The 20,072-nt window shown below is 71.1% G+C and carries 19 protein-coding genes and 1 tRNA gene; 4 read left to right on the top strand and 16 right to left on the bottom strand.

What is annotated here, in order from left to right; genetic code table 11:
• The first annotated feature begins 59 nt into the window (after positions 1-59).
• Positions 60-1,127, top strand: a complete 1,068-nt coding sequence (locus tag ACFXJ5_RS24350; RefSeq protein ID WP_384634731.1) for an MBL fold metallo-hydrolase — start codon at positions 60-62, stop codon at positions 1,125-1,127.
• A gap of 138 nt (positions 1,128-1,265) precedes the next feature.
• Positions 1,266-2,150 (top strand): oxidoreductase, encoded by an 885-nt coding sequence (locus tag ACFXJ5_RS24345; protein ID WP_384634880.1) that lies wholly within the window; start codon positions 1,266-1,268, stop codon positions 2,148-2,150.
• Positions 2,151-2,290: 140 nt separating this feature from the next.
• Here the strand turns inward: ACFXJ5_RS24345 and ACFXJ5_RS24340 are convergent.
• From ACFXJ5_RS24340 to mtnB, 6 genes are all read right to left on the bottom strand, one after another.
• Positions 2,291-2,364 (bottom strand) — tRNA-Pro (locus ACFXJ5_RS24340).
• Between the two features lie 34 nt (positions 2,365-2,398).
• Positions 2,399-3,139, bottom strand: coding sequence for a ferredoxin reductase (locus tag ACFXJ5_RS24335; protein WP_384634728.1), 741 nt, complete (start codon positions 3,137-3,139; stop codon positions 2,399-2,401).
• Positions 3,132-3,752, bottom strand: a complete 621-nt coding sequence (locus tag ACFXJ5_RS24330) for a sulfite oxidase-like oxidoreductase (RefSeq protein WP_384634725.1) — start codon at positions 3,750-3,752, stop codon at positions 3,132-3,134. The genes ACFXJ5_RS24335 and ACFXJ5_RS24330 overlap by 8 nt, the downstream gene beginning before the upstream one ends.
• On the bottom strand, positions 3,749-5,053 hold the full coding sequence (locus tag ACFXJ5_RS24325; RefSeq protein ID WP_384634723.1) for an amidohydrolase: 1,305 nt from the start codon (positions 5,051-5,053) through the stop codon (positions 3,749-3,751). The genes ACFXJ5_RS24330 and ACFXJ5_RS24325 overlap by 4 nt, the downstream gene beginning before the upstream one ends.
• Positions 5,050-5,814, bottom strand: a complete 765-nt coding sequence (locus tag ACFXJ5_RS24320; RefSeq protein ID WP_384634720.1) for a nucleoside phosphorylase — start codon at positions 5,812-5,814, stop codon at positions 5,050-5,052. The genes ACFXJ5_RS24325 and ACFXJ5_RS24320 overlap by 4 nt, the downstream gene beginning before the upstream one ends.
• Before the next feature lie 97 nt (positions 5,815-5,911).
• Positions 5,912-6,520: a methylthioribulose 1-phosphate dehydratase gene (mtnB, locus tag ACFXJ5_RS24315; protein ID WP_384634718.1), complete on the bottom strand. Its 609-nt coding sequence runs from the start codon at positions 6,518-6,520 to the stop codon at positions 5,912-5,914.
• Between the two features lie 282 nt (positions 6,521-6,802).
• Between mtnB and ACFXJ5_RS24310 the strand changes: the two genes are divergently transcribed.
• A complete protein-coding gene (locus ACFXJ5_RS24310) occupies positions 6,803-7,525 on the top strand; it encodes an ArsR/SmtB family transcription factor (protein ID WP_384634715.1) in 723 nt (240 codons plus the stop codon).
• Complete coding sequence (locus tag ACFXJ5_RS24305) at positions 7,522-8,337, top strand: isocitrate lyase/phosphoenolpyruvate mutase family protein (protein WP_384634712.1); 816 nt, start codon at positions 7,522-7,524, stop codon at positions 8,335-8,337. The genes ACFXJ5_RS24310 and ACFXJ5_RS24305 overlap by 4 nt, the downstream gene beginning before the upstream one ends.
• Here ACFXJ5_RS24305 and ACFXJ5_RS24300 read toward each other — a convergent pair.
• The 10 genes from ACFXJ5_RS24300 to ACFXJ5_RS24255 form a co-directional block, all read right to left on the bottom strand.
• Positions 8,318-9,376: an LLM class flavin-dependent oxidoreductase gene (locus ACFXJ5_RS24300; protein WP_384634709.1), complete on the bottom strand. Its 1,059-nt coding sequence runs from the start codon at positions 9,374-9,376 to the stop codon at positions 8,318-8,320. The two genes, ACFXJ5_RS24305 and ACFXJ5_RS24300, sit on opposite strands and share 20 nt — an antisense overlap.
• 41 nt (positions 9,377-9,417) lie before the next feature.
• Complete coding sequence (locus tag ACFXJ5_RS24295; RefSeq protein ID WP_384634706.1) at positions 9,418-10,545, bottom strand: LLM class flavin-dependent oxidoreductase; 1,128 nt, start codon at positions 10,543-10,545, stop codon at positions 9,418-9,420.
• A 57-nt stretch (positions 10,546-10,602) separates the two neighbouring features.
• Positions 10,603-12,276: a dipeptide ABC transporter ATP-binding protein gene (locus ACFXJ5_RS24290; RefSeq protein WP_384634703.1), complete on the bottom strand. Its 1,674-nt coding sequence runs from the start codon at positions 12,274-12,276 to the stop codon at positions 10,603-10,605.
• Positions 12,273-13,175 carry an ABC transporter permease gene (locus ACFXJ5_RS24285; RefSeq protein WP_384634701.1) on the bottom strand — a complete coding sequence of 301 codons (903 nt, stop codon included), beginning with the start codon at positions 13,173-13,175 and terminating at the stop codon, positions 12,273-12,275. Before ACFXJ5_RS24285 ends, ACFXJ5_RS24290 begins: the two co-directional genes overlap by 4 nt.
• Positions 13,172-14,128, bottom strand: coding sequence for an ABC transporter permease (locus tag ACFXJ5_RS24280; RefSeq protein WP_384634698.1), 957 nt, complete (start codon positions 14,126-14,128; stop codon positions 13,172-13,174). Before ACFXJ5_RS24280 ends, ACFXJ5_RS24285 begins: the two co-directional genes overlap by 4 nt.
• Positions 14,125-15,684: an ABC transporter substrate-binding protein gene (locus ACFXJ5_RS24275; protein ID WP_384634695.1), complete on the bottom strand. Its 1,560-nt coding sequence runs from the start codon at positions 15,682-15,684 to the stop codon at positions 14,125-14,127. Before ACFXJ5_RS24275 ends, ACFXJ5_RS24280 begins: the two co-directional genes overlap by 4 nt.
• 115 nt (positions 15,685-15,799) lie before the next feature.
• Positions 15,800-15,886, bottom strand: coding sequence for a putative leader peptide (locus ACFXJ5_RS24270; RefSeq protein ID WP_384634877.1), 87 nt, complete (start codon positions 15,884-15,886; stop codon positions 15,800-15,802).
• 121 nt (positions 15,887-16,007) lie between these two features.
• Complete coding sequence (locus ACFXJ5_RS24265) at positions 16,008-17,621, bottom strand: FAD-dependent oxidoreductase (protein ID WP_384634692.1); 1,614 nt, start codon at positions 17,619-17,621, stop codon at positions 16,008-16,010.
• A gap of 6 nt (positions 17,622-17,627) precedes the next feature.
• Positions 17,628-19,154 carry a glycerol kinase GlpK gene (gene glpK / locus ACFXJ5_RS24260; protein WP_384634689.1) on the bottom strand — a complete coding sequence of 509 codons (1,527 nt, stop codon included), beginning with the start codon at positions 19,152-19,154 and terminating at the stop codon, positions 17,628-17,630.
• Positions 19,155-19,186: 32 nt separating this feature from the next.
• Positions 19,187-19,945 carry an MIP/aquaporin family protein gene (locus ACFXJ5_RS24255; protein ID WP_384634686.1) on the bottom strand — a complete coding sequence of 253 codons (759 nt, stop codon included), beginning with the start codon at positions 19,943-19,945 and terminating at the stop codon, positions 19,187-19,189.
• Positions 19,946-20,072 lie beyond the last annotated feature (127 nt).

The raw sequence follows: 20,072 nt of genomic DNA, 5'->3' as shown, positions 1-20,072 counted from the left end.
CCCGCGAACTACCCCGTGCCTCCGCCCCCGAAGATTCATCGTGAAAGGCCGTAGCGACCATGTCTGAGCTCGATTCCTCCACGAACCGTCGTTCGTTCCTGGCCCGGTCGGCGACGATCGCGGCCGTCCCGGCGATCGCCGCCGTGGCCGGCGGTGTCCTCGCCGAGCCGGCCGCCGCCGACTCCACCGGACTGCCGGACTACGCCCCGATCCCGGCCTCGGCACTCGGCCCGGCGGTCAACGCCCAGGGCTACTACGTCGGCCGGATCAAGCGGAACCTGTACTGGGTCACCGACGCCACCTACCAGGCCGCGTTCCTGACGACCAGGGAAGGCGTCGTACTGTTCGACGCGCCCCCGACCATCGGGCACAACCTGCAGCGCGCCATCGACCAGGTCGCCGCCGCCAACGGCACCTCCAACAAGGTCACCCACATCGTCTACTCCCACCACCACGCCGACCATCTCGGGGGCTCGTCCCTGTTCGGCCGTGACGTGGAGCGGATCGGCCACACCGAGACCCGCCGGCTGCTGCTGCGCGACAACGACCCGGCCCGCCCGGCACCGGACGTCACCTTCGAGCACCACAAGACCCTGCGCGTCGGCGGGGAGCGCATCGAACTGGCCTACCAGGGGACCAACCACACCCCGGACAACATCTACATTCACTTCCCCGACCACGACACCCTCATGCTCGTCGACATCAACCTGCCCGGCTGGGTGCCGTTCAGCAACTTCAACCTCAACGAGGACATCCCGGGCTCCATCGCCGCCCCGGCCAAGGCCCTGGCCTACCCGTGGACCCACCACATCGGCGGGCACATGGGCCGCCTCGGCACCCGTGACGACATGACCACCTACCAGCAATACGTCACGGACATCGTCGACGGAGTCAAGACCGCGATGGCCACCGTCGACCCGACCCCGTTCTTCGCCAAGTACGGCGACAACACCTGGGCCGCCGTCAAGACCTACCAGGACGCCCAGGCCGAGTACGCCGCCGCCCCGGTCATCAAGAAGTACACCGGCGTCCTGGCCGCCGCCGACGTCTACACCGCCAGCCACGCTTTCATAATCCTCGAGTCCATCCGCCTCGACCTCGGCTACGGCTCCCAGGTCCACGCCTGAGCACGGCAAGAGCAGGCCCCCGCCGCCGGGGGGCGTCTCCACAGGCGTTCGGCACGCAGTCCGTCAACACAGCCACACCATCGCGCGCACCCCACGGCCGAGTGGCCTCGGCAAAGGAGAGACTTCGTGTCAGGTTCCATGCAAGATCTCGAACAGGCTGGGTCATTCGCACTCGGCCCCTGGCGCGTACGCCGAGTCGGTTACGGTGCGATGCAACTGGCCGGCGACAACGTCTTCGGGCCGCCGCGCGACCGCGACGAAGCCCTGCGTGTGCTGCGCGCCGCGGTCGAGAGCGGGGTCAACCACATCGACACGGCCCACTACTACGGACCGGGAGTGGTGAACGACCTCATCCGCGAGGCCCTGCACCCCTACCCGGCCGACTTGGCGATCGTGAGCAAAGTGGCCGCCCGCCGCGACGCCGATGGCGCGGTGCTGCCCTTCGACGAGCCGGACCAACTGCGCCAGGGCATCGAAGACAACCTGGCCACCCTCGGCACAAGCCGCCTGGCGGCTGTGAACCTGCGCATCGTGGACCAGTCCGCGCCTGGCAAACGGTTCGACGCCCAACTGGCGAGCCTGATCCGAGCCCGCGACGAGGGCCTCATCGACGGCATCGGCCTGAGCAACATCTCGCGGCAGCACCTGTTGCGAGCCCTTGACCAGACAGAGATCGTCTGCGTGCAGAACCTGTTCAACCTGGCGGACCAGAGCTCTGCGGACATCCTGACCGAGTGCACGGCACACGGCATCGCCTTTGTCCCGTTCTGCCCGCTCGGGTGGCCGCGCGGGGTCCAGAACGAGATCCTCACCAGCCCTGTACTGGCCGCGCTGGGATCCAGGTTGCAGGCGTCCCCGGCGCAGATCGCCCTCGCGTGGCTTCTCGACCTCGCACCGAACATTCTGCTCATCCCCGGAACCCGCACCCGCACGCACCTGACCGAGAACCTCCACGCCGCCGGCGTCGAACTCGACGACGCCTCCCGCACGGAGTTGGCCAGGTACTTTCCGGCCGCTCAATGATCCGGCCGGCCCCCACCCGCGCCGACTGAGGGCGTGTCGTTTCGCCGTGCCTTTGAGTGACCATGCCAACTGCGTCGAGAAGCCCGCCACGAAAAAGAAGGGCCCTCACAGGCTCTCGCCGGCGAAGACCCTTCACACCGTCGGGACGACAGGATTTGAACCTGCGACCCCTTGACCCCCAGTCAAGTGCGCTACCAAGCTGCGCCACGTCCCGGTGGAACGTGCTCAGAATACCCTGTTTCCGCTGATCAGCCGAATCGCTCGATACGGATCCGGTCCACCGGCTGTCCACCGGCGACCAGCAGACGCGAAGCGTGCTCGGCGAAGCCGTTGCTGCCGCAGATGTACGCCTCCCAGCCGCTGGGGGGCTGGTGCCCGCCCAGGTGGGGTTCGAGGTGCGCGGCAGTGAGGCGGCCGTCGGTACGGGTGTGGATGACGGTGGTCTCGGGGCCGTACTCGGCGGCGTAGACGAGGTCGGCGGGGGTGCGGGCCGAGACGAGGAGGCGCAGCGGGAGGTCCAGGCCGCGGAGGCGGTGGTGGCGGATCATGGACATGAGGGGGACGACGCCCGAGCCGGCGCCGAGGAGGAGGGCGGGACGGTCGCCGGGCCAGGCGAAGAAGCCGCTGAGGGGGCCGCGGACCTCGACGGTGTCGCCGGGGCGGGCGGTGGTGTGGAGGTGGCCGGAGACCTCGCCGCCGTCGACGTGGTCGAGGGTGAGCTCGAGGTGGCCCGAATCGTCGGGCGCCGAGGCGATGGAGTAGTGCCGCTGCGCGGTGTAGCCGTCGGGGGCGGTGAGGCGCAGCATGAGGTGCTGGCCCGGGAGATGGCCCTGCCACCGCGGGACCGCCAGCCGGAAGGTGGCGGCGCGCGGGGTCTCGCGGCGGATGTCCGTGATGACGGCACGCTGCCAGGTGGCGGCGGCGCGGTTGCCGACCGCGATCCGGCCGGGGACGGCGAAGGCCGTGGTGGGAACGAAGGTGTCAGTCACCGGAGTAGCGCTCCTCCCGCCAGGGGTCGCCCCGGTGGTGGTAGCCGTTGGCCTCCCAGAAGCCGGGCTGGTCGTGGTCGAGGAGCCGGAGCCCGGCGATCCACTTGGCGCTCTTCCAGAAGTAGAGGTGGGGGACGATCAGCCGGGCCGGGCCGCCGTGTTCGGGGGCGAGCGGCTCGCCGTCGTACTCCCAGGCGATCCAGGCGCGGCCACCGGTCATGTCGGCCAGCGGGAGGTTGGTGGTGTAGCCGGTGTGCGAGTAGGCGAGGACGTGCGTGGCCTCGGGGGCCGGGCGGGCCTCCGCGAGGAAGGCGTCGAGGCTGACACCGGCGAAGCGCACGTCGAACTTCGACCAGGTCGTCACGCAGTGGATGTCGCCCCGGTACTCGGAGCGGGGGAGGGCGTGCGCCTCCTCCCAGCCCCAGGTGCGGGGGGCCGCGACGAGTCCGTCGATACGGAACGTCCAGTCGGCCTCGGCCAGTTGGGGCGTGACCTCGGCCGACAGCACGGGCCAGGTGTCGCGGGCGTCGTACTGGCCGGGCGGCAGCCGGGGGTCGCGGTCCGCGGCGGTGGCGCGGCCGGTGAAGCCCCGGGTGACGGTGCGCTCGGTCATGCGGTGTCGGCCAGTTCGTGCAGGGAGCCGAGGGCGGACGCCTCGTCCAGGGTGCGGAGTTCGCGGTCCCGCATCAGGATCCGGCCGTCCACGACGGTGTCGCGTACGTCGGCGGCGGCAGCGGCGTACGCGACCATCGACCACGGGTCATGACGTGGCGTCAGATGCGGCCGTGCCAGGTCCATAACCAGCAGGTCGGCGCGCTTGCCGGCCTCCAGCGAGCCCAGCCGGTCGGCCAGGCCGAGGGCGCGGGCGGCCTCGATGGTGGCCATCCGCACCGCCTGCTCGGCGGTGACGGCGGTCGGGTCGCCGGCCGCCTTGTGCACGAGGGCGGCGACCCGGATCGCGCCCACCAGGTCCAGGGTGTTGGAGCTGACCGCGCCGTCCGTGCCGAGGCCGACCGTGACGCCCGCCGTGAGAAGGTCGGTGACCCGCGCGATGCCGCAGCCGAGCTTGAGGTTGGACACCGGGCAGTGCGCGACACCCGTCCCGGTGCGGGCCAGCGCCGCGATCTCCGCGTCGGTGAGGTCGACGGCGTGGGCGAGCAGCACGTCGGGGCCGAGCAGCCCGAGGGAGTCGAGCAGTTCGACCGGGCGCTTGCCGTGCCGCTCGACGACGGTCGCGACCTCGGCGGCGTTCTCGGCGGCATGGATGTGCAGCAGCGCGCCGTGCTCGCGCGCGAGAGCCGCGATGTCGGTGAGCTGGGCGGGGGAGAGGGTGTACGTGCTGTGCGCGAAGAGCACCGGCCGGGTACCCGGCGCGGGCGTCCGGGCGGCCAGGTCCTCATGGGCCCAGGCCAGCCGGTCCTCGTACGCCCGTCCGTCCGGCGGGCCCGGCACGTCCATGAAGGTCGGCCCGGTCAGCAGCCGCCAGCCCGCCTCCGCCGCGACCGCCTCGGCCGCCTCGTGGAACCAGTACATGTCCAGCGCCGCGGTCACCCCGGACCGTACGCTCTCCGCCACCGCGACCCGCAGCGCCGAGGCGACGTGGGAAGGGGACAGCAGCGCGGCCTCGCGGGGGATGACGCGCTCCAGGAAGCCCTGGAGGGTCAGGTCGTCGGCGCAGCCGCGCAGCAGCGTCATCGCGAGGTGGGTGTGCGTGTTGATCAGGCCCGGGAGGACGAGGCAGTCGGTGGCGTCGATCTCCTCGGCGGCCTCGAACCGGGAGCGCAGCTCGTCGGCCGGGCCGACCGCCACGATCTCGCCGTCGCGCACGGCCACCGCACCGGCCGGGACGACGGTGCCGGCGGCGTCCACGGTCAGGATGTCGCCGCCGTGCACCAGAAGGTCGATGTCAGTCACTTCGGGTCGCCCTCGGTCGTCGCCAGCAGATGCACAGCGTCCAACGTTACCCGGCTGCCCAGAGCGACCCCGGTGGCGACCACGTCGCGGTGCGGATTGTAGCCGCCGGTGGCCTCCTCGTCGACCAGTTCGTCCGCATTTGCCCCGTCGACCACCAGGATCCCGCCCGCGACCAGGCCCCGGGTCGAGGCCAGTACCAGCAGCGCCGACAGCTCCATCTCGATCGCCGCGATCCCGGCCCGCGTGTACGTGTCCCCGGGCAGCGCGATGAAACCCGGCTGGAAGGCCGCCCGTGTCCACACCACGCCCCGGTGATGCCGCGCCCCCGCCGCCACCGCCGCCCGCTGCAGCGCCAACACCGCCTCCGGCGCCGCGAAGGCCGGGTACTCCGGCGGCAGCAGCTGCTGCGTCACCCCGTCGTCCCGTACCGCCGCCTCCGCGATGACCAGGTCGCCGTCACCGATCCCGGCCCGGATCGCCCCCGCCGTGCCGAGCCTGATGACGGTCCGTACCCCCGCCTCCGCCAGCTCCTGGAACAGGCACATCGCGCCGGGCGCCCCCACCCCGTGCGACGACACCACCAGCGGCGTCCCCTTCCAGCTGCCGGTGAAGGTCCGGTACTCCCGGTGGTGGGACACCTCGCGGCCGTCGTCCAGCAGCGCCGCGACCTCCGCCGCGCGGGCCGGGTCGCCGACGACCACCGCGTGCGGCGGCAGACCGGTGCGGGGGATGCGGGAGATGGGCAGGGCGTGAGCGGTCATGCGTGGCACTCCGGTGTGGTGACGGGGGGTCTTGCGGGTACGTTGCTTCGGTCGACGACCGCCCCGGTGGCCGCCGCTCGGGCGGATCCTACGATGCTCACCCGCCGGCGAGCTCCAGTTCCAGCAGCCACTCGACGACCTCCGTGTGATGGCGCGCCCTGCGAGGGTCCGGCCCCCACGCGTACAGCCCGTGGCCCGCGACCACGACGGCCGGCATCCGGGGGTCGCGGGCGGCCTCGAGCCGGTCCCCGAGGACCCGCATGTCCTGACTGTTGGATATCACCGGCAGGGTGATCTCCTCGTCCTCCGCCGGGTGGCCAAGGATCTTCAGCATCTCCAGGTCCTTGAACACGATGCCGCCCGGCTGCCGGTGCCCGAGCGCCACCGAGGCGACGGTGTGGACATGCACCACGGCGTCGGCGCCGGTCACGCGGGCGACCCTCGCGTGGAGTCCCGCCTCGGCGGAAGGCGTGCCGGGGCCGAGCGCGGCGCCTTCGCCGTCGACCAGAACCACGTCGGACGCGGTGAGTTCGCCCTTGTCGAGACCGCTGGCGGTGACCGCCAGCCGGAGCGGATCACGGTCCAGGACCACCGACAGGTTGCCGGTCGTGCCGCGCATCCAGCCGAACGAGGCATAGCGAGCGGCTTCGGCTGCCAGAACGCCCCCGGCCCGGCGGAGGTCGGAGGCGGCTTCGGTCTCGGTCACTGTGGGGTCCTTTACTGGTCGCCGCCGACGGCGGGGAGTTGTGAGTTGTCGATCTTCGGATCGTAGTCAGACGGTCGCCTCCCGGTTGGCGGATACACGGAAATCGGCCGCCTTCTGTTTCTCGCCGGGTACGCGTTCCGTCAGAACAGAACCCACTCAGCGGTGGTCGCGAGGAGAACGTGGGAAGGGAGTACCCCGGTGGCGGCTCCGACCCCAGAACGAACCGTGCGCCGCGGCAACACTTCGGCGCAGGCCGAACCGTCGGTGCCGCACCATGGACGCATGGCACGCACCGACCACCCCGGCAGCAGCCTCGCGGCACTCGCGGGGCTGCTGGCGGACGACACCCGGGCGACGATGTGCCTCGCGCTGCTCGACGGCCGCGCCTGGACCGCCGGGGAACTCGCGCGGCACGCCCGCGTCGCGCCGTCCACCGCGACGGAGCACCTGACCCGGCTCGTGGCAGGCGGGCTGCTGGCCGAGGAACATCAGGGCCGGCACCGCTACATACGCCTCGCGGACCCGCAGGCCGCCCAGCTCATCGAGGACCTCGCCGCCCACACCGAGGCGGCCCCCGCACTGCCGCCGCATTCGCTCCGGGCCGTAGGAGCGGAACGCGCGATGGCCCGGGCCCGCACCTGCTACGACCACCTCGCGGGACGCCTCGGGATCGCGATCACCGACGCCATGACCGGCCGCGCCCTGCTCGAGCAGCGCACCGGCTTCGCCCTCACCGACGCCGGAATGCGCTGGTACGCCGGCCTCGGCATCGACCTCACCGCCCCCACCCGGAGGCCGCTCGCCCGGCCGTGCCTGGACTGGACCGAGCGCCGCCCGCACCTCGCGGGGGTCGCCGGGGCGGCGCTGTGCAGGCATGCGCTGGACTCGGGCTGGTGCGAACGGATCGGGACGCAGCGGGCCCTGAGGCTCACCACGCAGGGGCAGCGGGACCTGTACGACCACCTCGGTATCGAGGCCGACGATCTGGAGGTCCGTACCGAATGAACCGCTCCGAACAGTTCCGCGCCCTGCATCGGCCGGGCCGGCCGCTGCTCCTCCCCAACGCCTGGGACCACGCCTCGGCCGCCGCGCTCAGCGCGCACGGCTTCCCGGCGATCGGCACGACCAGCCTCGGCGTCGCGGCGGCCGCCGGGCTGCCGGACGCCACCGGGGCCACGCGCGACGAGACCCGGCAACTCGCGCTCGGCCTGGCCCGGCTGCCCGCACTGGTCACCGTCGACATCGAGGGCGGCTTCAGCGAGGACCCCGGCGAGGTCGCCGCCCTCGCCGCCGAACTCGCGGGGGCCGGCGTCGTCGGGGTCAACATCGAGGACGGCCGGGCCGACGAGAGCCTCGCCGACCCGGCCCACCAGAGCGAGCTGATCGCCGCGATCAAGCACGCCGCACCCGAGCTGTTCGTCAACGCCCGCACCGACACGTACTGGCTGCCGGGCCGCGGCCAGGACCACGGGCACGAAACGCTGCCCCGCGCCGAGGCCTACCTCCGGGCGGGCGCCGACGGCGTCTTCGTCCCCGGCCTCCAGGACGCCTCCGCCATCACCGCGCTCGTCACAGCCCTCGACGCCCCGCTCAACATCCTCTTCGCCACCGACGGCCTCAGCCGCGCCCACCTCGCCGGCCTCGGCGTCAGCCGCATCAGCACCGGCTCCCTGCTCTTCCGGGCCGCGCTCCACAGCGCCGTGGAACTGGCCGACGCCATCGCCCAGGACCAGGAACCCGCCCCCGCCGACCTCCCCACCTACGCCCAGGCCCAGCGGCTCGCAGCCGCGTACCGCCTCAGTCCCACAGCGCCGTAGGCGCCTCGCGCCGCACCACCGGCGCGATCTCCTCCGCGAAGCGCTGCAACGTCTCGATCTGCCGGGCCCGGCCGAGCCCGACGCCGTCGACGGTGATGGACTGCAGATCGTGCCGGTACACCGCGTGGTAGCCGAGGATCTTGTCGATGATCTGCTGCGGGCTGCCGATGAGCTGCGGCCCGTTCTCGATCGCGTCCTCGATGGTCCTGAAGGGCGTGTTGTAGCCCGCCTTGCCCACCAGATGCGGCTTGAAGAACTGCCTGACCCGCGCCTCGTACGCCTCCTTGTACTGGTCGATCGCCTGCTGCGTCGTGTCGGCGATGTACAGCCCGCCCGACCCCGACGCGACGTACGCCGTCGCCGGGTCGTGCCCGTACGCGGCGTAGCGCTCGCGGTAGTGGGCGATCAGCCGCGCGTACGCCTCCCTCGGCTGGATGGCGTTCGCGGTGAAGAGCGGGTCGCCGTGCTTGGCGGCCAGCTCGGGGGAGTTGAGGGAGGTCGCCGAGCCGTGCCAGACGCGCGGCGGGCCGGCGTAGGGGCGCGGCACTGTCGTGACGCCCTTGAGTGCGGGCCGGAACTCGCCCTCCCAGTCGACGCCTTCCTCGCGCCAGAGCCGCCGCAGCAGTTCGTACTTCTCGGCCTGGTAGTCCCACTGGTGGGCCTCGTCGAGGCCGAAGAGGTCGAAGTGGCCGGCCTCCGCGCCCTTGCCGATGACGAGTTCGAGCCGGCCGCGCGAGAGCTGGTCCAGCGTCGCGTACTCCTCCGCGACCCGCACCGGATCCAGGATCGCCACGACCGTGACGCCCGTGAGGAGCCGGATACGTGACGTCCGCGCCGCGATCGCGGCCAGCACCACCGCCGGGCTGGAGGACAGGAAGGGCCCCGCGTGCCGCTCGCCGACGGAGTACGCGTCGAAGCCGAGCCGCTCGGCGGCGACGCCGACCTCGATGACGTCGTCGAACCGCTCGGTGGGGGAGGCGAGTTCACCGGTGAGGGGGTCCGGGGAGTGGCCGATCAGACTGAGCACGGAGAATTTCATGGTGGTGGTTCCCTTCGGTCTTTCCGGGCAGCCCGCTTCGGTCAGCCCTGCTTCGCCCAGGCCCGCGCCAGCAACTCGTAGGACCGCACCCGGTCCTCGTGGCCGTGGGTGATCGTGGTGACCAGCAGCTCGTCCGCGCCGGTCGCGTCCCGCAGGACGGCCAGCCGCTCGGCCACCGTCTCGGGCGAGCCGACGAACTGCGTGCCGAGGCGGTCCGCGACCAGTGCCCGGTCCTCCTCCGTCCAGATGTGCGCGGCCGCCTCCTCCGGCGTCGGGAAGGCGATCGCGCCCTCACCGGAGCGGATCGACCGCACCCAGGGGCCGTAGCCGGCCGCGAGTCGGTGCGCCGTTTCGTCGTCCGGGGCGACCACGGCGTCGGCGGACACCAGTACACGGGGCTCGGCGAGCGCGGCGGACGGCTTGAAGGCCCGCCGGTAGCCCTCGACGGCCTCCAGGACGGTCCCGGGGCTGACGTGGTAGTTCGCGGCGAACGGCAGCCCGCGCTCGCCCGCGACCTCCGCGCTCTCGCCGCCGCTGCTGCCCAGGATCCACACGTCGAGGCCGGCGCCCTCGCCCGGCACGACGCGCGGCGCCAGGCCGTCCGCCGACCGGTAGGTCCCGGCGAGCAGGTCGAGGATGGCGTCGATCTGCTCCGCGTACGGCGGGGTCTGCGCCCCGGGCTGCTGCAACAGCCCCTGGAACAGCTTGAACAGCGGCGACCCCAGCAGCTTCGCGAAGCCCGTGAACCTCGGCGGGATGTACAGCCCGTTCTCGGTGTACGTACCTTCAGCCGGCCCGGTCGGCGCCGCCTTCGGCAGCCCGCGCGGCGCGCCCGAACGGCCCAGGCCCAGGTCGATCCGCCCGGGATGCAGCGCCTCCACGAGGCCGAACTGCTCCACCACCGACAGCGGTGTGTGATGCCCCAGCTGTACGGCGCCCGAGCCGACCCGGATCCGCTCGGTGGCGGCCGCCACCAGCGAGATCACCAGTGCGGGGGAGGTGCCGGCCACGCCGGGATTGAGGTGGTGCTCGGCCACCCAGTAGCGGTGATAGCCGAACTCCTCGGCCCGCCGGGCGAGATCGACCGTGTTGCGCAACGCCTGCGCGGCCGTGGAGCCGGAGCTGACCGGGACGAGATCGAGTACGGAAAGGGGTACGGGCAGGGACATCAGCAGCTTCTCGTCTCTCGTCGAATCGTCGAATCGTCGAATCGTCGAACCGCCGGATCAGGTGGCGGCCGCGTGCCGCGAACCCGGGATGGCGGCCAGCAGTTCCTGCGTATAGGGGTGATCGGGGGCGCCGAAGAGTTCCTCGGTGGGGCCCGTCTCGACCAGCCGGCCGCGCTGCATCACACCGACCCGGTCGGCGATCTGCCGTACGACGGCCAGGTCGTGGGAGATGAAGAGATAACTGAGCCCGAGCTCGCCCTGCAGCTCCACCAGCAGCTCCAGGATCTGCGCCTGCGCCGACACGTCCAGCGCCGACACCGGCTCGTCGCACACCACCAGATCCGGCTCCAGTGCCAACGCCCGTGCGATCGCCACCCGTTGCCGCTGCCCGCCCGACAACTCCGCCGGCCGGCGGCTCAGCAGCGCCACCGGCAACCCCACCCGGTCCAGCAGCTCTCCGGCCCGCCGGGCCCGCTCCCTCCGGCCGCCGACCCGGAACACCCGCAGCGGCTCCGCGATCACCTCCGCCACCGAGAACCGCGGATCCAGCGACGCGTACGGGCTCTGGTAGACGATCTGCATCCGCTGCCGCAACCTGCGCAGAGCCCCGCCGTTCAGCCCCGTGATGTCCTGCCCGTCGAACTCGATCCGCCCGTCGGAGGGCTGCGTCAGCCGCACCACCATCCGGGCCGTCGTGGACTTCCCCGACCCGGACTCGCCGACCAGCGCGAACGTCTCGCCCCGGCCGATACGGAAACTCACGTCGTCCACGGCGCGTGGGGTGTGCGGGAAGTCCTTGACGAGCCCGTCGACGACAACGAGGTCACCGTCAGGCCGTCCGGCGCGCACATCGGACGCAACGGGAAGGGGCGGGGTGGTGGGGGCACCTCCCAGACGAAGGTCTGGGGGAGAGATCAACCGCCCTCCGGCCAGGCTGGGCGCGCTCGCCAACAGCCGCTGCGTATAGGGATGCTGCGCATCCCCAAGCACCTGCTCCGTCGACCCCGCCTCCACCACCTCACCCCCCGCCATCACAACAATCCGCTGCGCCCGGTCCGCCGCCACCCCCAGGTCGTGCGTGATGAGCAGCACCGCCGTCCCCGACTCCCGGGTCAGCGTCTCGACATGGTCCAGAATCCGCCGCTGGACGGTGACGTCGAGCGCGCTCGTCGGCTCGTCGGCGATGATCAGCCTCGGCCGGGCGGCCACCGCGACAGCGATCAGTACGCGCTGCCGCATACCGCCGGACAGCTCGTGCGGATACTGCCGGGCCCGGACAGCCGGGTTCGGCAGTCCCGCCTCGCCGAGGATCTCGACGGCCCGGGCGGCGGCCTCGGCGCGATCGGCCAGTCCATGGATGAGCAGCACCTCCGCGACCTGGTCGCCGATCCGCCGCACGGGGTTCAGCGACACCATCGGGTCCTGCGGAATCAGCCCGATCCGCCGCCCGCGCACCGCCCGCAACTGCTTCTCACCGGCCCTGGCCAGGTCCGTACCGTCGAAGAGAATCTCTCCGCCGTCCAGCGAACCGCCGGCCGGCAGCAGGCCGATGACCGAGTGTGCGGTCGTCGACTTCCCCGACCCGGACTCCCCGACCACGGCCACGACTTCGCCCGCCCCGACCTCCAGATCGATCCCGCGCACGGCCGGCACGACACCGGCCCGGGTGCGGTACGAGACGCGCAGCCCCCGAACAGAGAGAAGCGGCGCCACCTCAGGCAGATCACTCATCGCAGCACCTCCCTGCCTTCCCCGTCCAGCGCACGGGAGATCCGGTTGGCGGCCAGCACCGTGGCCGCGATGGTCAGACCCGGAAGCGTCGTGAGCCACCAGGCCGTGGCCAGATAGTCACGCCCTCCCGAGACGAGCGAGCCCCACTCCGGCGCGGGTGGCGTCGCGCCGTAGCCGAGGAAGCTCAGCGCCGACACCGCCAGGACGACCGTGCCGAAGTCCACGGCCGCGTACACCAGGACCGGCCCGGAGGAGTTGGGCAGCACGTGACGGAACAGCACCGAGTACCATCGGGCGCCCGACGCGCGCGACGCCTCGACGTAGACCGCGCTGCGCACCCGGAGCACCTCCGAGCGCATGATGCGGGCGAAGCTCGCCACGCTGGTGACGCCCACCGCGACGGCAACCTTGACCGTGCCGAAGCCCAGCGCGGTCACCAGGGCCAGCGACAGCAGCAGATTGGGGATGGCCAGCAGCACATCGGCGACCCGCATCAGCGCGTCGTCGACCCAGCCGCCCAGATACCCGGCCACCAGGCCGATCCCCGAACCGGCGACCAGGCCCACCGACACCGCCAGCACGGTCGCCTTCAGGGTGAGCGCGGAGCCGTGCACCACCCGTGAGAACAGGTCCCGCCCGAGCTGGTCGGTGCCGAAGAGATGGTGCACGCCCGGGCTCTGCAACTTCTCGCGGGGGATGCCGGACAGCGGGTCCTGCGACGTGAACAGCCCCGGAAAGAAGGCCGCCACGAGCACCAGCGCGATCAGCGCGACCGACAACAGCAGCCCGGGGCGGCGCAGCAGGAACCCGGCAGCGCGGCGCGCTCGCCGCCCCGCACCCTCGGGTTCGTACGCGGGCCGGGGATCCGACAGCGTCTCGGGGACGGTCAGTTGGGTCATCGGGTCACCGCCCCGGCCGTGATCCTCGGGTCGAGCAGCGGATAGACCAGATCGACCGCGAGATTCGCCAGTACGAAGACCACCGCCCCGAACACCACCAGCCCCTGCACCACCGGGATGTCCTGGGCATTGACCGCCGTGGCCGTGATCCGCCCGACGCCGGTGCGGGAGAAGACGGTCTCGACGACCACGGACCCGGCCAGCAGATTGCCCACCAGCACACCCACCACCGTCAGCGCCGGGATGGACGCGTTGCGGGCCGCGTGCCGGAAGTGCACCCGCGCCCGGCTCGCGCCCTTGGCGAGCGCGGTCTCGACGTACGGTTCGCGCAGCGTCGTACGGAGACTCTTGGCGAAGACCTGCGCGATCACGGCCGCCGTCGGCAGCGACAGCGTGATCACCGGCAGGATCAGGCTCTTGAATCCGTCGTTGCCGATGGCCGGCACCAGCCCCCACCGGAAGGAGACGATCTGGACCAGCACCAGCCCCACCCAGAACGTCGGCGCGGACACGCCCAGCGCCGGGAGCGACAGCAGCGCCTGCCTCAGCCACCGCTGCCGGGTGTAGGTGCCCCACAGTGCCGTGCCCGCCCCCAGCACCACCGCCAGGAGCAGCGCCCCCGACGTGAGCTGGAGGGTGGCCGGGAGCTGCGTGGAGATCATGTGGGTGACCTTGTCGCCGCTCTGCACGGAGATCCCGAAGTCACCGTGCAGCGCGCCCCACAGGCGGTGCCCGTACTGCACGGCGACGGGCTGGTCGAAGCCGTACGTCTTCTTCAGCTCGGCCAGCTGCTCCGGGCTGACGTCGTTGGTGTCGCCGCCCCCGGCCGCCATGATGGAGACCGGGTCGCTGGGCAGCAGATACAGCACCGTGAAGGACACCGTGAAGGCCGCCCACAGAACGAACACCGCCTGGAGCAGCCGGCGGCCCAGATAGCGGCTGACGACCGTCATGACAGCCACGTGTCGTGGAACTGCAGCCGGGACGAGGCCTCGAAGTCCAGGCTGTGCACCTTCTTCGACAGGCCCAGGACGGTGGTGAGTTCGAACACCGGCACCTGATAAGCCTTGTCCAGGATGACCTTCTGCGCGTCGGCGACATAGGTCGCGCGCTGCGTGGGGTCGGCCGCCGAGGCCTCCTTCTCCAGGAGGCCGTCGAGCTCGCTGTCGCTGAGGTGCGAGTAGTTGATGCCCTTGCTGTAGAAGCCGGTCCGCAGGATGTCCGGGTCGACGCGGGTGGTGTTGCCCCAGGCGTAGTCGTAGTCGCCCTTCGTACGCAGCGCCAGGAAGTCGCTGATGGGCGCCGACTGCAGGGTCACCCCGACGCCGATCTTCTTCAGCTGCTGTTGGATCAGCTCCAGAGCGGTCTGGTTGGGGCCGAAGACGGTCGCCCAGATGACCTTCAGCGTCAGCTTCCTGCCGTCCTTGACGCGGATGCCGTCCGAGCCGGTCTTCCAGCCGGCCTGGTCGAGGAGCTTCTCGGCGCCGGCGGTGTCATGGCCGAGCTGAGCGGACAGATCGGTGTAGTCGGTCGTGGTGCTCGCCAGGGAGCTGGTGGCCGCCTTGAAGTTGCTGCTGAGCACCGTGTCGACGACCTCCTGGCGGTCGACGGCCTTCTGGATCGCCTCCCGGACCCGCAGGTCCTTGACGATCGGGCGGGCGAGGTTGGCGCTGAGCGCGAACGGCAGCCCCGGGTTGGCCCGCGCCTGCAGTGTGAAGCCGGTGCTCTTCAGCCCCGCCTCGTCCTGCGGGGCCACCCCGCCGATGGCGTCCACCTGGCCGGACTGCAGGCTGCCGGTGCGCACCCCCGACTCGGGGATCACCTTGAAGGACAGCTGGTCCAGATAGGCCGCGCCCTTCTTGCTCCACAGCGACGAGCCCCAGTTATAGCCCTTGCGCTTCTTCTCCTCGACGGACTTGTTGGAGGTGTAGTCCACCAGTGTGAAGGGCCCGGAGCCGATCAGGTTGTCCGTGCAGCGCTCCGCGGCCGGCCGCTTCACCGTGGACTCCGCGAGCAGTCCCAGCGTGAAGGTCGAGGTCGCCTGCAGGAACTGGGCGTTGGGAGCGGCGAAGGCGACCTTGGCCGTGTGGTCGTCGACCACGGTCGTGCCCTTGTAGCCGAGGAGATAGCTGCTGCCCAGCACCGCCTTGGCGCCCAGCTTGACGATGCCGTCGAAGTTGTCCTTGACCGCCTGCGCGTCGACCCTCGTGCCGTCGCTGAAGGTCGCGCCCGTGCGCAGGTGGAAGGTGAAGGTCGTCGCGTCCTTGCTGACCTCCCAGGACTTCGCGAGCCAGGGCACGATCTTCCCGGTCTTGGGGTCCTGGTCGGTCAGCGAGTCGACCAGCTGACGCGCCGGGTAGATGGCGTCGTTGTTGCCCGCCTGCTGCGGGTCGATGCAGATCGGGTCGGAGGCGAGGGCGAAGGTCAGATGGCCGCCGGAGTGCGGGGACGAGTTGCCGGCGCTGTCCTGGCCGGACGAGGAGCAGGCGGTGGCGGCGACCGATATCACCGTAAGGAGGGCAGGCAGGGCAAAGCGACGGCGCGAGCCGAACATGGGTGTGTCTCCAGGTAATCCAGGTAATCCAGGAAGAACGCGAAAGGCCTGACGGGTCGGAAAAGAGCCGTCAGGCCTGACAGATGGCGCTGGAGACGCGCTGAAGATCGATGTGCCGGCGGGCGGTGAGCGCTTCGGCGTGCTGTACGTACGGCATCGCGGGCCCACCCCCTTCATCACCGCGGCACAGATGGTTGCATCCTCAAGCTACCAGGGCGAACGGCCGTGTGAGAAGGAGGACTTCCCACACGGCCCACACGGCCCAACCGCGACAGGGCCTAGGCGACCGCCCGCTTGGCGAGCAGCTCCTCGACCCGGCCGCGTATCTCGTCGTTGTCCAGGCCCCGCACCGTGAGTGTCGTACGGCGGCGCAGTACGTCGTCCGCCGTCTCGGCCCACTCGTGGTCGCGCGCGTACACGACCTGCGCCCAGATCTCCGGGCCGTCGGGGTGGATGCGCTCGCCCAGCGACGGGTCCTCGTTGACCATGCGGGCGATGTCGAAGGACAACGAACCATAGTGCGTGGCGAGGTGACGGGCCGTCAGCGGGTCGATGCGGCTGCCCGGGTCGCGGTCCATCAGCAGGCGGTGGGCGACGGCGTTCGGGTTGGCGACTCCCGGCAGCGGCATCCGCCTGGGCAGCCGTGACAGGGGGACCATGTCGTCGGCGAGCGGCCGGCCGGGCAGCTTGGCCAGCTTCTCCATCACGGTCCGGCCGATGTGGCGGTACGTCGTCCACTTGCCGCCGGCGACCGACAGCATGCCGCCGCGGCCCTCGGTGACGACCGTCTCGCGCTTGGCCTTCTTGACGTCGCCGGGACCGCCGGGGAGCACCCGCAGTCCCGCGAAGGCGTACGTTATGAGGTCCCGGGACAGGTGCTCGTCACGCACGGAGAGCCTGGCCTCGTCCAGGATCTGCTGAATGTCCGACTCCGTCGCCCGTACGTCCGCCGGGTCGCCGGTGTACTCCTCGTCCGTGGTGCCCAGCATCAGCTGGTCCTCCCACGGCAGGGCGAAGGTGATGCGGTACTTGTCGACCGGGGTGGCCATCGCGGCCCGCCACGGCGCCTTGCGCCTGAGCACCACGTGGGCGCCCTTGGACAGGCGGATCGACGGGTCGGCGTCCACGTCCTCCATCCGGCGCAGGTGGTCGACCCACGGGCCGGTGGCGTTGAGCACCATCCGGGCGTCGACGCCGAACTCGGTGCCGTCCAGACCGTCCTTGAGGTCGGCGCCGGTGACCCGGCCGCGGGTGAAGCGCAGCCCGGTCACCGCGGCGTGGTTGAGCACGACGGCCCCGGCCTCGACCGCCGCGCGGACCGTCATGACGGCCATCCGGGAGTCGTTCATCTGGTGGTCGTAGTAGACCGCCACGGCCTTGAGGTTGTCCGTGTTCAGGCCGGGGTTGTCGGCCGCGGCACGGGCCGGGGAGATCACCTTGCCGACGCCGTCGCCGAAGGCGGACAGCGCGGTGTAGGCGAAGACCCCGGCGCCGAGCACGGGCGCGCTCACCGGGCCGCCCTTGTAGACGGGCAGGTAGAAGGTGAGCGGATTGACCAGGTGCGGCGCGACGTCCTTGGCGAGCGCACGCCGCTCGTGGTGGTTCTCCGCGACCAGCTTGACCGCGCCGGTCTGCAGATAGCGCAGACCGCCGTGGACCAGCTTGGAGGAGGCGGAGCTGGTGGCGCCGGCGAAGTCGCCGGCGTCCACCATGGCGACCCGCAGCCCGGACTGCGCGGCGTGCCAGGCCACCGAGGTGCCGAGGATGCCGCCGCCGATCACCAGTAGGTCGTACGTGGCGTGGCTCAGCAGCTCCCGGGTCTCGGAACGGCCGGGGTTGCGTCCGGCGGTCGGGTGCGTCCCAAGGGTCGGGACGCTCTGCAGGGTGCTCATTTCTGTTTACTCCTCGTCGTCGATCCAGCCCATGGTCCGCTCGACGGCCTTGAGCCAGCTCTTGTACTCGCGGTCACGCTGGGCCGCGTCCATGTTGGGCGTCCACTCGGCGGCCCGGCGCCAGTTGGCGCGCAGCTCGTCGGTGTCCGCCCAGAAGCCGACGGCCAGGCCGGCGGCGTATGCGGCGCCGAGGCAGGTGGTCTCGGCGACCATGGGGCGCACCACGGGCGCGTCCAGGAAGTCGGCGAGGGTCTGCATCAGCAGGTTGTTGGAGGTCATACCGCCGTCGACCTTGACCGCGGCCAGCTCGACGCCGGAGTCCTTGGTCATCGCGTCGACGATCTCGCGGGTCTGCCAGGCGGTGGCCTCCAGGACGGCACGGGCGATGTGCGCCTTGGTGACGTACCGGGTCAGGCCGGCGATGACGCCACGGGCGTCGGAGCGCCAGTGCGGGGCGAACAGACCGGAGAAGGCCGGCACGAAGTAGGCGCCGCCGTTGTCGTCCACCGACAGGGCCAGCGTCTCGATCTCGGCCGCGCTCTTGATCAGGCCCATCTGGTCGCGCATCCACTGCACCAGCGAACCGGTGACCGCGATCGAGCCCTCCAGCGCGTAGACCGGCTTCTGGTCGCCGATCCGGTAGCCGACCGTGGTCAGCAGGCCGTTGTACGAATTGACCGGCGTCTCACCGGTGTTCATCAGCAGGAAGGTGCCGGTGCCGTACGTCGACTTGGCCTCGCCCTCGGCGAAACAGGTCTGGCCGAACAGGGCCGCCTGCTGGTCGCCCAGCGCGGAGGCGACCGGGATGCCCGCCAGGAGACCGCCGACGGCGTGGCCGTAGACCTCGGCGGAGGAGCGGATCTCCGGCAGGACGGCGGCCGGGACACCGATGGAGGCGAGGATCTTCTCGTCCCACTCCAGGGTCGCCAGGTTCATCAGCAGGGTGCGCGAGGCGTTGGTGACGTCGGTGACGTGCACGCCTCCGTTCGGGCCGCCGGTGAGGTTCCAGATCACCCAGCTGTCCATGGTGCCGAACAGGATCTCGCCGCGCTCGGCGCGCTCGCGCAGGCCCTCGACGTTGTCCAGCAGCCAGCGGATCTTCGGGCCGGCGAAGTACGAGGCCAGCGGCAGGCCGGTCTCCCGGCGGAAACGGTCCTGCCCGACGTTGCGGCCGAGCTCCTTGCACAAGGCGTCGGTGCGGGTGTCCTGCCAGACCAGGGCGTTGTGCACCGGCTCGCCGGTCGCCTTGTCCCACAGCAGGGTGGTCTCGCGCTGGTTGGTGATGCCGATCGCCTTCACGTCGGCGGCGGTGATGCCGGCCTTGGTGACGGCCCCGTCGACGACCTCCTGGACGTTGGTCCAGATCTCGGCGGCGTCGTGCTCGACCCAGCCCGGCTTCGGGAAGATCTGCTCGTGCTCCTTCTGGTCGACCGCGACGATCCGGCCGTCCTTGTCGAAGACGATGCAGCGGGACGAGGTGGTGCCCTGGTCGATCGCGGCGATGAACGGACCAGTGGTGTGTGCGTCGGTCACGATGTGCTCCTCAAATCCTGGGACTCGGTCGGTCAGAACGCGATCTTGTACAGGCCGGCGGCCAGCGCCGCACCCACTATCGGGCCGACGACGGGTATCCAGGCGTAGCGCCAGTCCGATCCGCCCTTGTTCGGCAGCGGCAGCAGGGCGTGCACGATGCGCGGGCCGAGGTCGCGGGCCGGGTTGATGGCGTAACCGGTGGGACCGCCGAGGGACAGGCCGATGCCGACCACGACGAAGGCGACCATCATGGTGCCGGTGCCGGAGACCGCCAGGCCCTTGGTGAGGCCGAGGGTCAGGATGAACAGGACCAGCACGAAGGTGCCGATGATCTCGGTCGCCAGGTTCTGGACCGTGTTCCGGATCTCGGGGCCGGTGGAGAAGATGCCGAGCACCGGACCGGCGGGGCTGTCGCTGTTCTTGGCGAGGTCCGCGATCTCGGGGTCGTTCATATGGGCCTGGAACTGGCCGTAGTACGCGACCCAGACCAGCGTGGCGCCGATCATCGCGCCGAGGAACTGGCCGGCCAGGTAGACCGGGACCTTGCTCCACTCGCCGGTGTCGATGGCCAGACCGATGGTCACCGCCGGGTTGAGGTGGGCGCCGGAGAGGCTGCCCGAGATGTAGGCGCCGGTCAGGACGGCGAAGCCCCACCCGAAGGCGATGGCCACCCATCCGGCGTTCCGGGCCTTGGAGCTCTTGAGGGTGACCGCCGCGCAGACACCGGCACCGAGAAGAATGAGTATGGCGGTACCGATGGTCTCGCCGATGAAGATCTTGTCGCTGGACACCCGCGACTCCTTTGTCCTTCGTCCAGGGGAGGGGCAACCGGCGGTCTGGACTTCGCACATCCTACCGACTCCGTCGGTCGGTGTTCGACAATGTCGACCGCCGAACGGAAGTGTTCATCTGCGATAC

The sequence above is a fragment of the Streptomyces sp. NPDC059373 genome (assembly GCF_042751495.1).
Lineage (GTDB): Bacteria > Actinomycetota > Actinomycetes > Streptomycetales > Streptomycetaceae > Actinacidiphila.
Note: the sequence above shows the minus strand (reverse complement) of the source record. Positions and strands in the feature narration are given on the sequence as shown.

Bases quoted from the DNA above. Each gene is read 5' to 3' on its own strand.
- ACFXJ5_RS24305 (WP_384634712.1), top strand. From the start codon at position 7,522: ATGAACCGCTCCGAACAGTTCCGCGCCCTGCATCGGCCGGGCCGGCCG.
- ACFXJ5_RS24285 (WP_384634701.1), bottom strand. From the start codon at position 13,175: ATGACCCAACTGACCGTCCCCGAGACGCTGTCGGATCCCCGGCCCGCG.
- ACFXJ5_RS24265 (WP_384634692.1), bottom strand. From the start codon at position 17,621: ATGAGCACCCTGCAGAGCGTCCCGACCCTTGGGACGCACCCGACCGCC.
- ACFXJ5_RS24320 (WP_384634720.1), bottom strand. From the start codon at position 5,814: ATGACCGCTCACGCCCTGCCCATCTCCCGCATCCCCCGCACCGGTCTG.
- ACFXJ5_RS24280 (WP_384634698.1), bottom strand. From the start codon at position 14,128: ATGACGGTCGTCAGCCGCTATCTGGGCCGCCGGCTGCTCCAGGCGGTG.
- ACFXJ5_RS24270 (WP_384634877.1), bottom strand. From the start codon at position 15,886: ATGCCGTACGTACAGCACGCCGAAGCGCTCACCGCCCGCCGGCACATC.
- ACFXJ5_RS24310 (WP_384634715.1), top strand. From the start codon at position 6,803: ATGGCACGCACCGACCACCCCGGCAGCAGCCTCGCGGCACTCGCGGGG.
- ACFXJ5_RS24300 (WP_384634709.1), bottom strand. From the start codon at position 9,376: ATGAAATTCTCCGTGCTCAGTCTGATCGGCCACTCCCCGGACCCCCTC.
- ACFXJ5_RS24290 (WP_384634703.1), bottom strand. From the start codon at position 12,276: ATGAGTGATCTGCCTGAGGTGGCGCCGCTTCTCTCTGTTCGGGGGCTG.
- ACFXJ5_RS24295 (WP_384634706.1), bottom strand. From the start codon at position 10,545: ATGTCCCTGCCCGTACCCCTTTCCGTACTCGATCTCGTCCCGGTCAGC.
- ACFXJ5_RS24330 (WP_384634725.1), bottom strand. From the start codon at position 3,752: ATGACCGAGCGCACCGTCACCCGGGGCTTCACCGGCCGCGCCACCGCC.
- ACFXJ5_RS24350 (WP_384634731.1), top strand. From the start codon at position 60: ATGTCTGAGCTCGATTCCTCCACGAACCGTCGTTCGTTCCTGGCCCGG.
- ACFXJ5_RS24345 (WP_384634880.1), top strand. From the start codon at position 1,266: ATGCAAGATCTCGAACAGGCTGGGTCATTCGCACTCGGCCCCTGGCGC.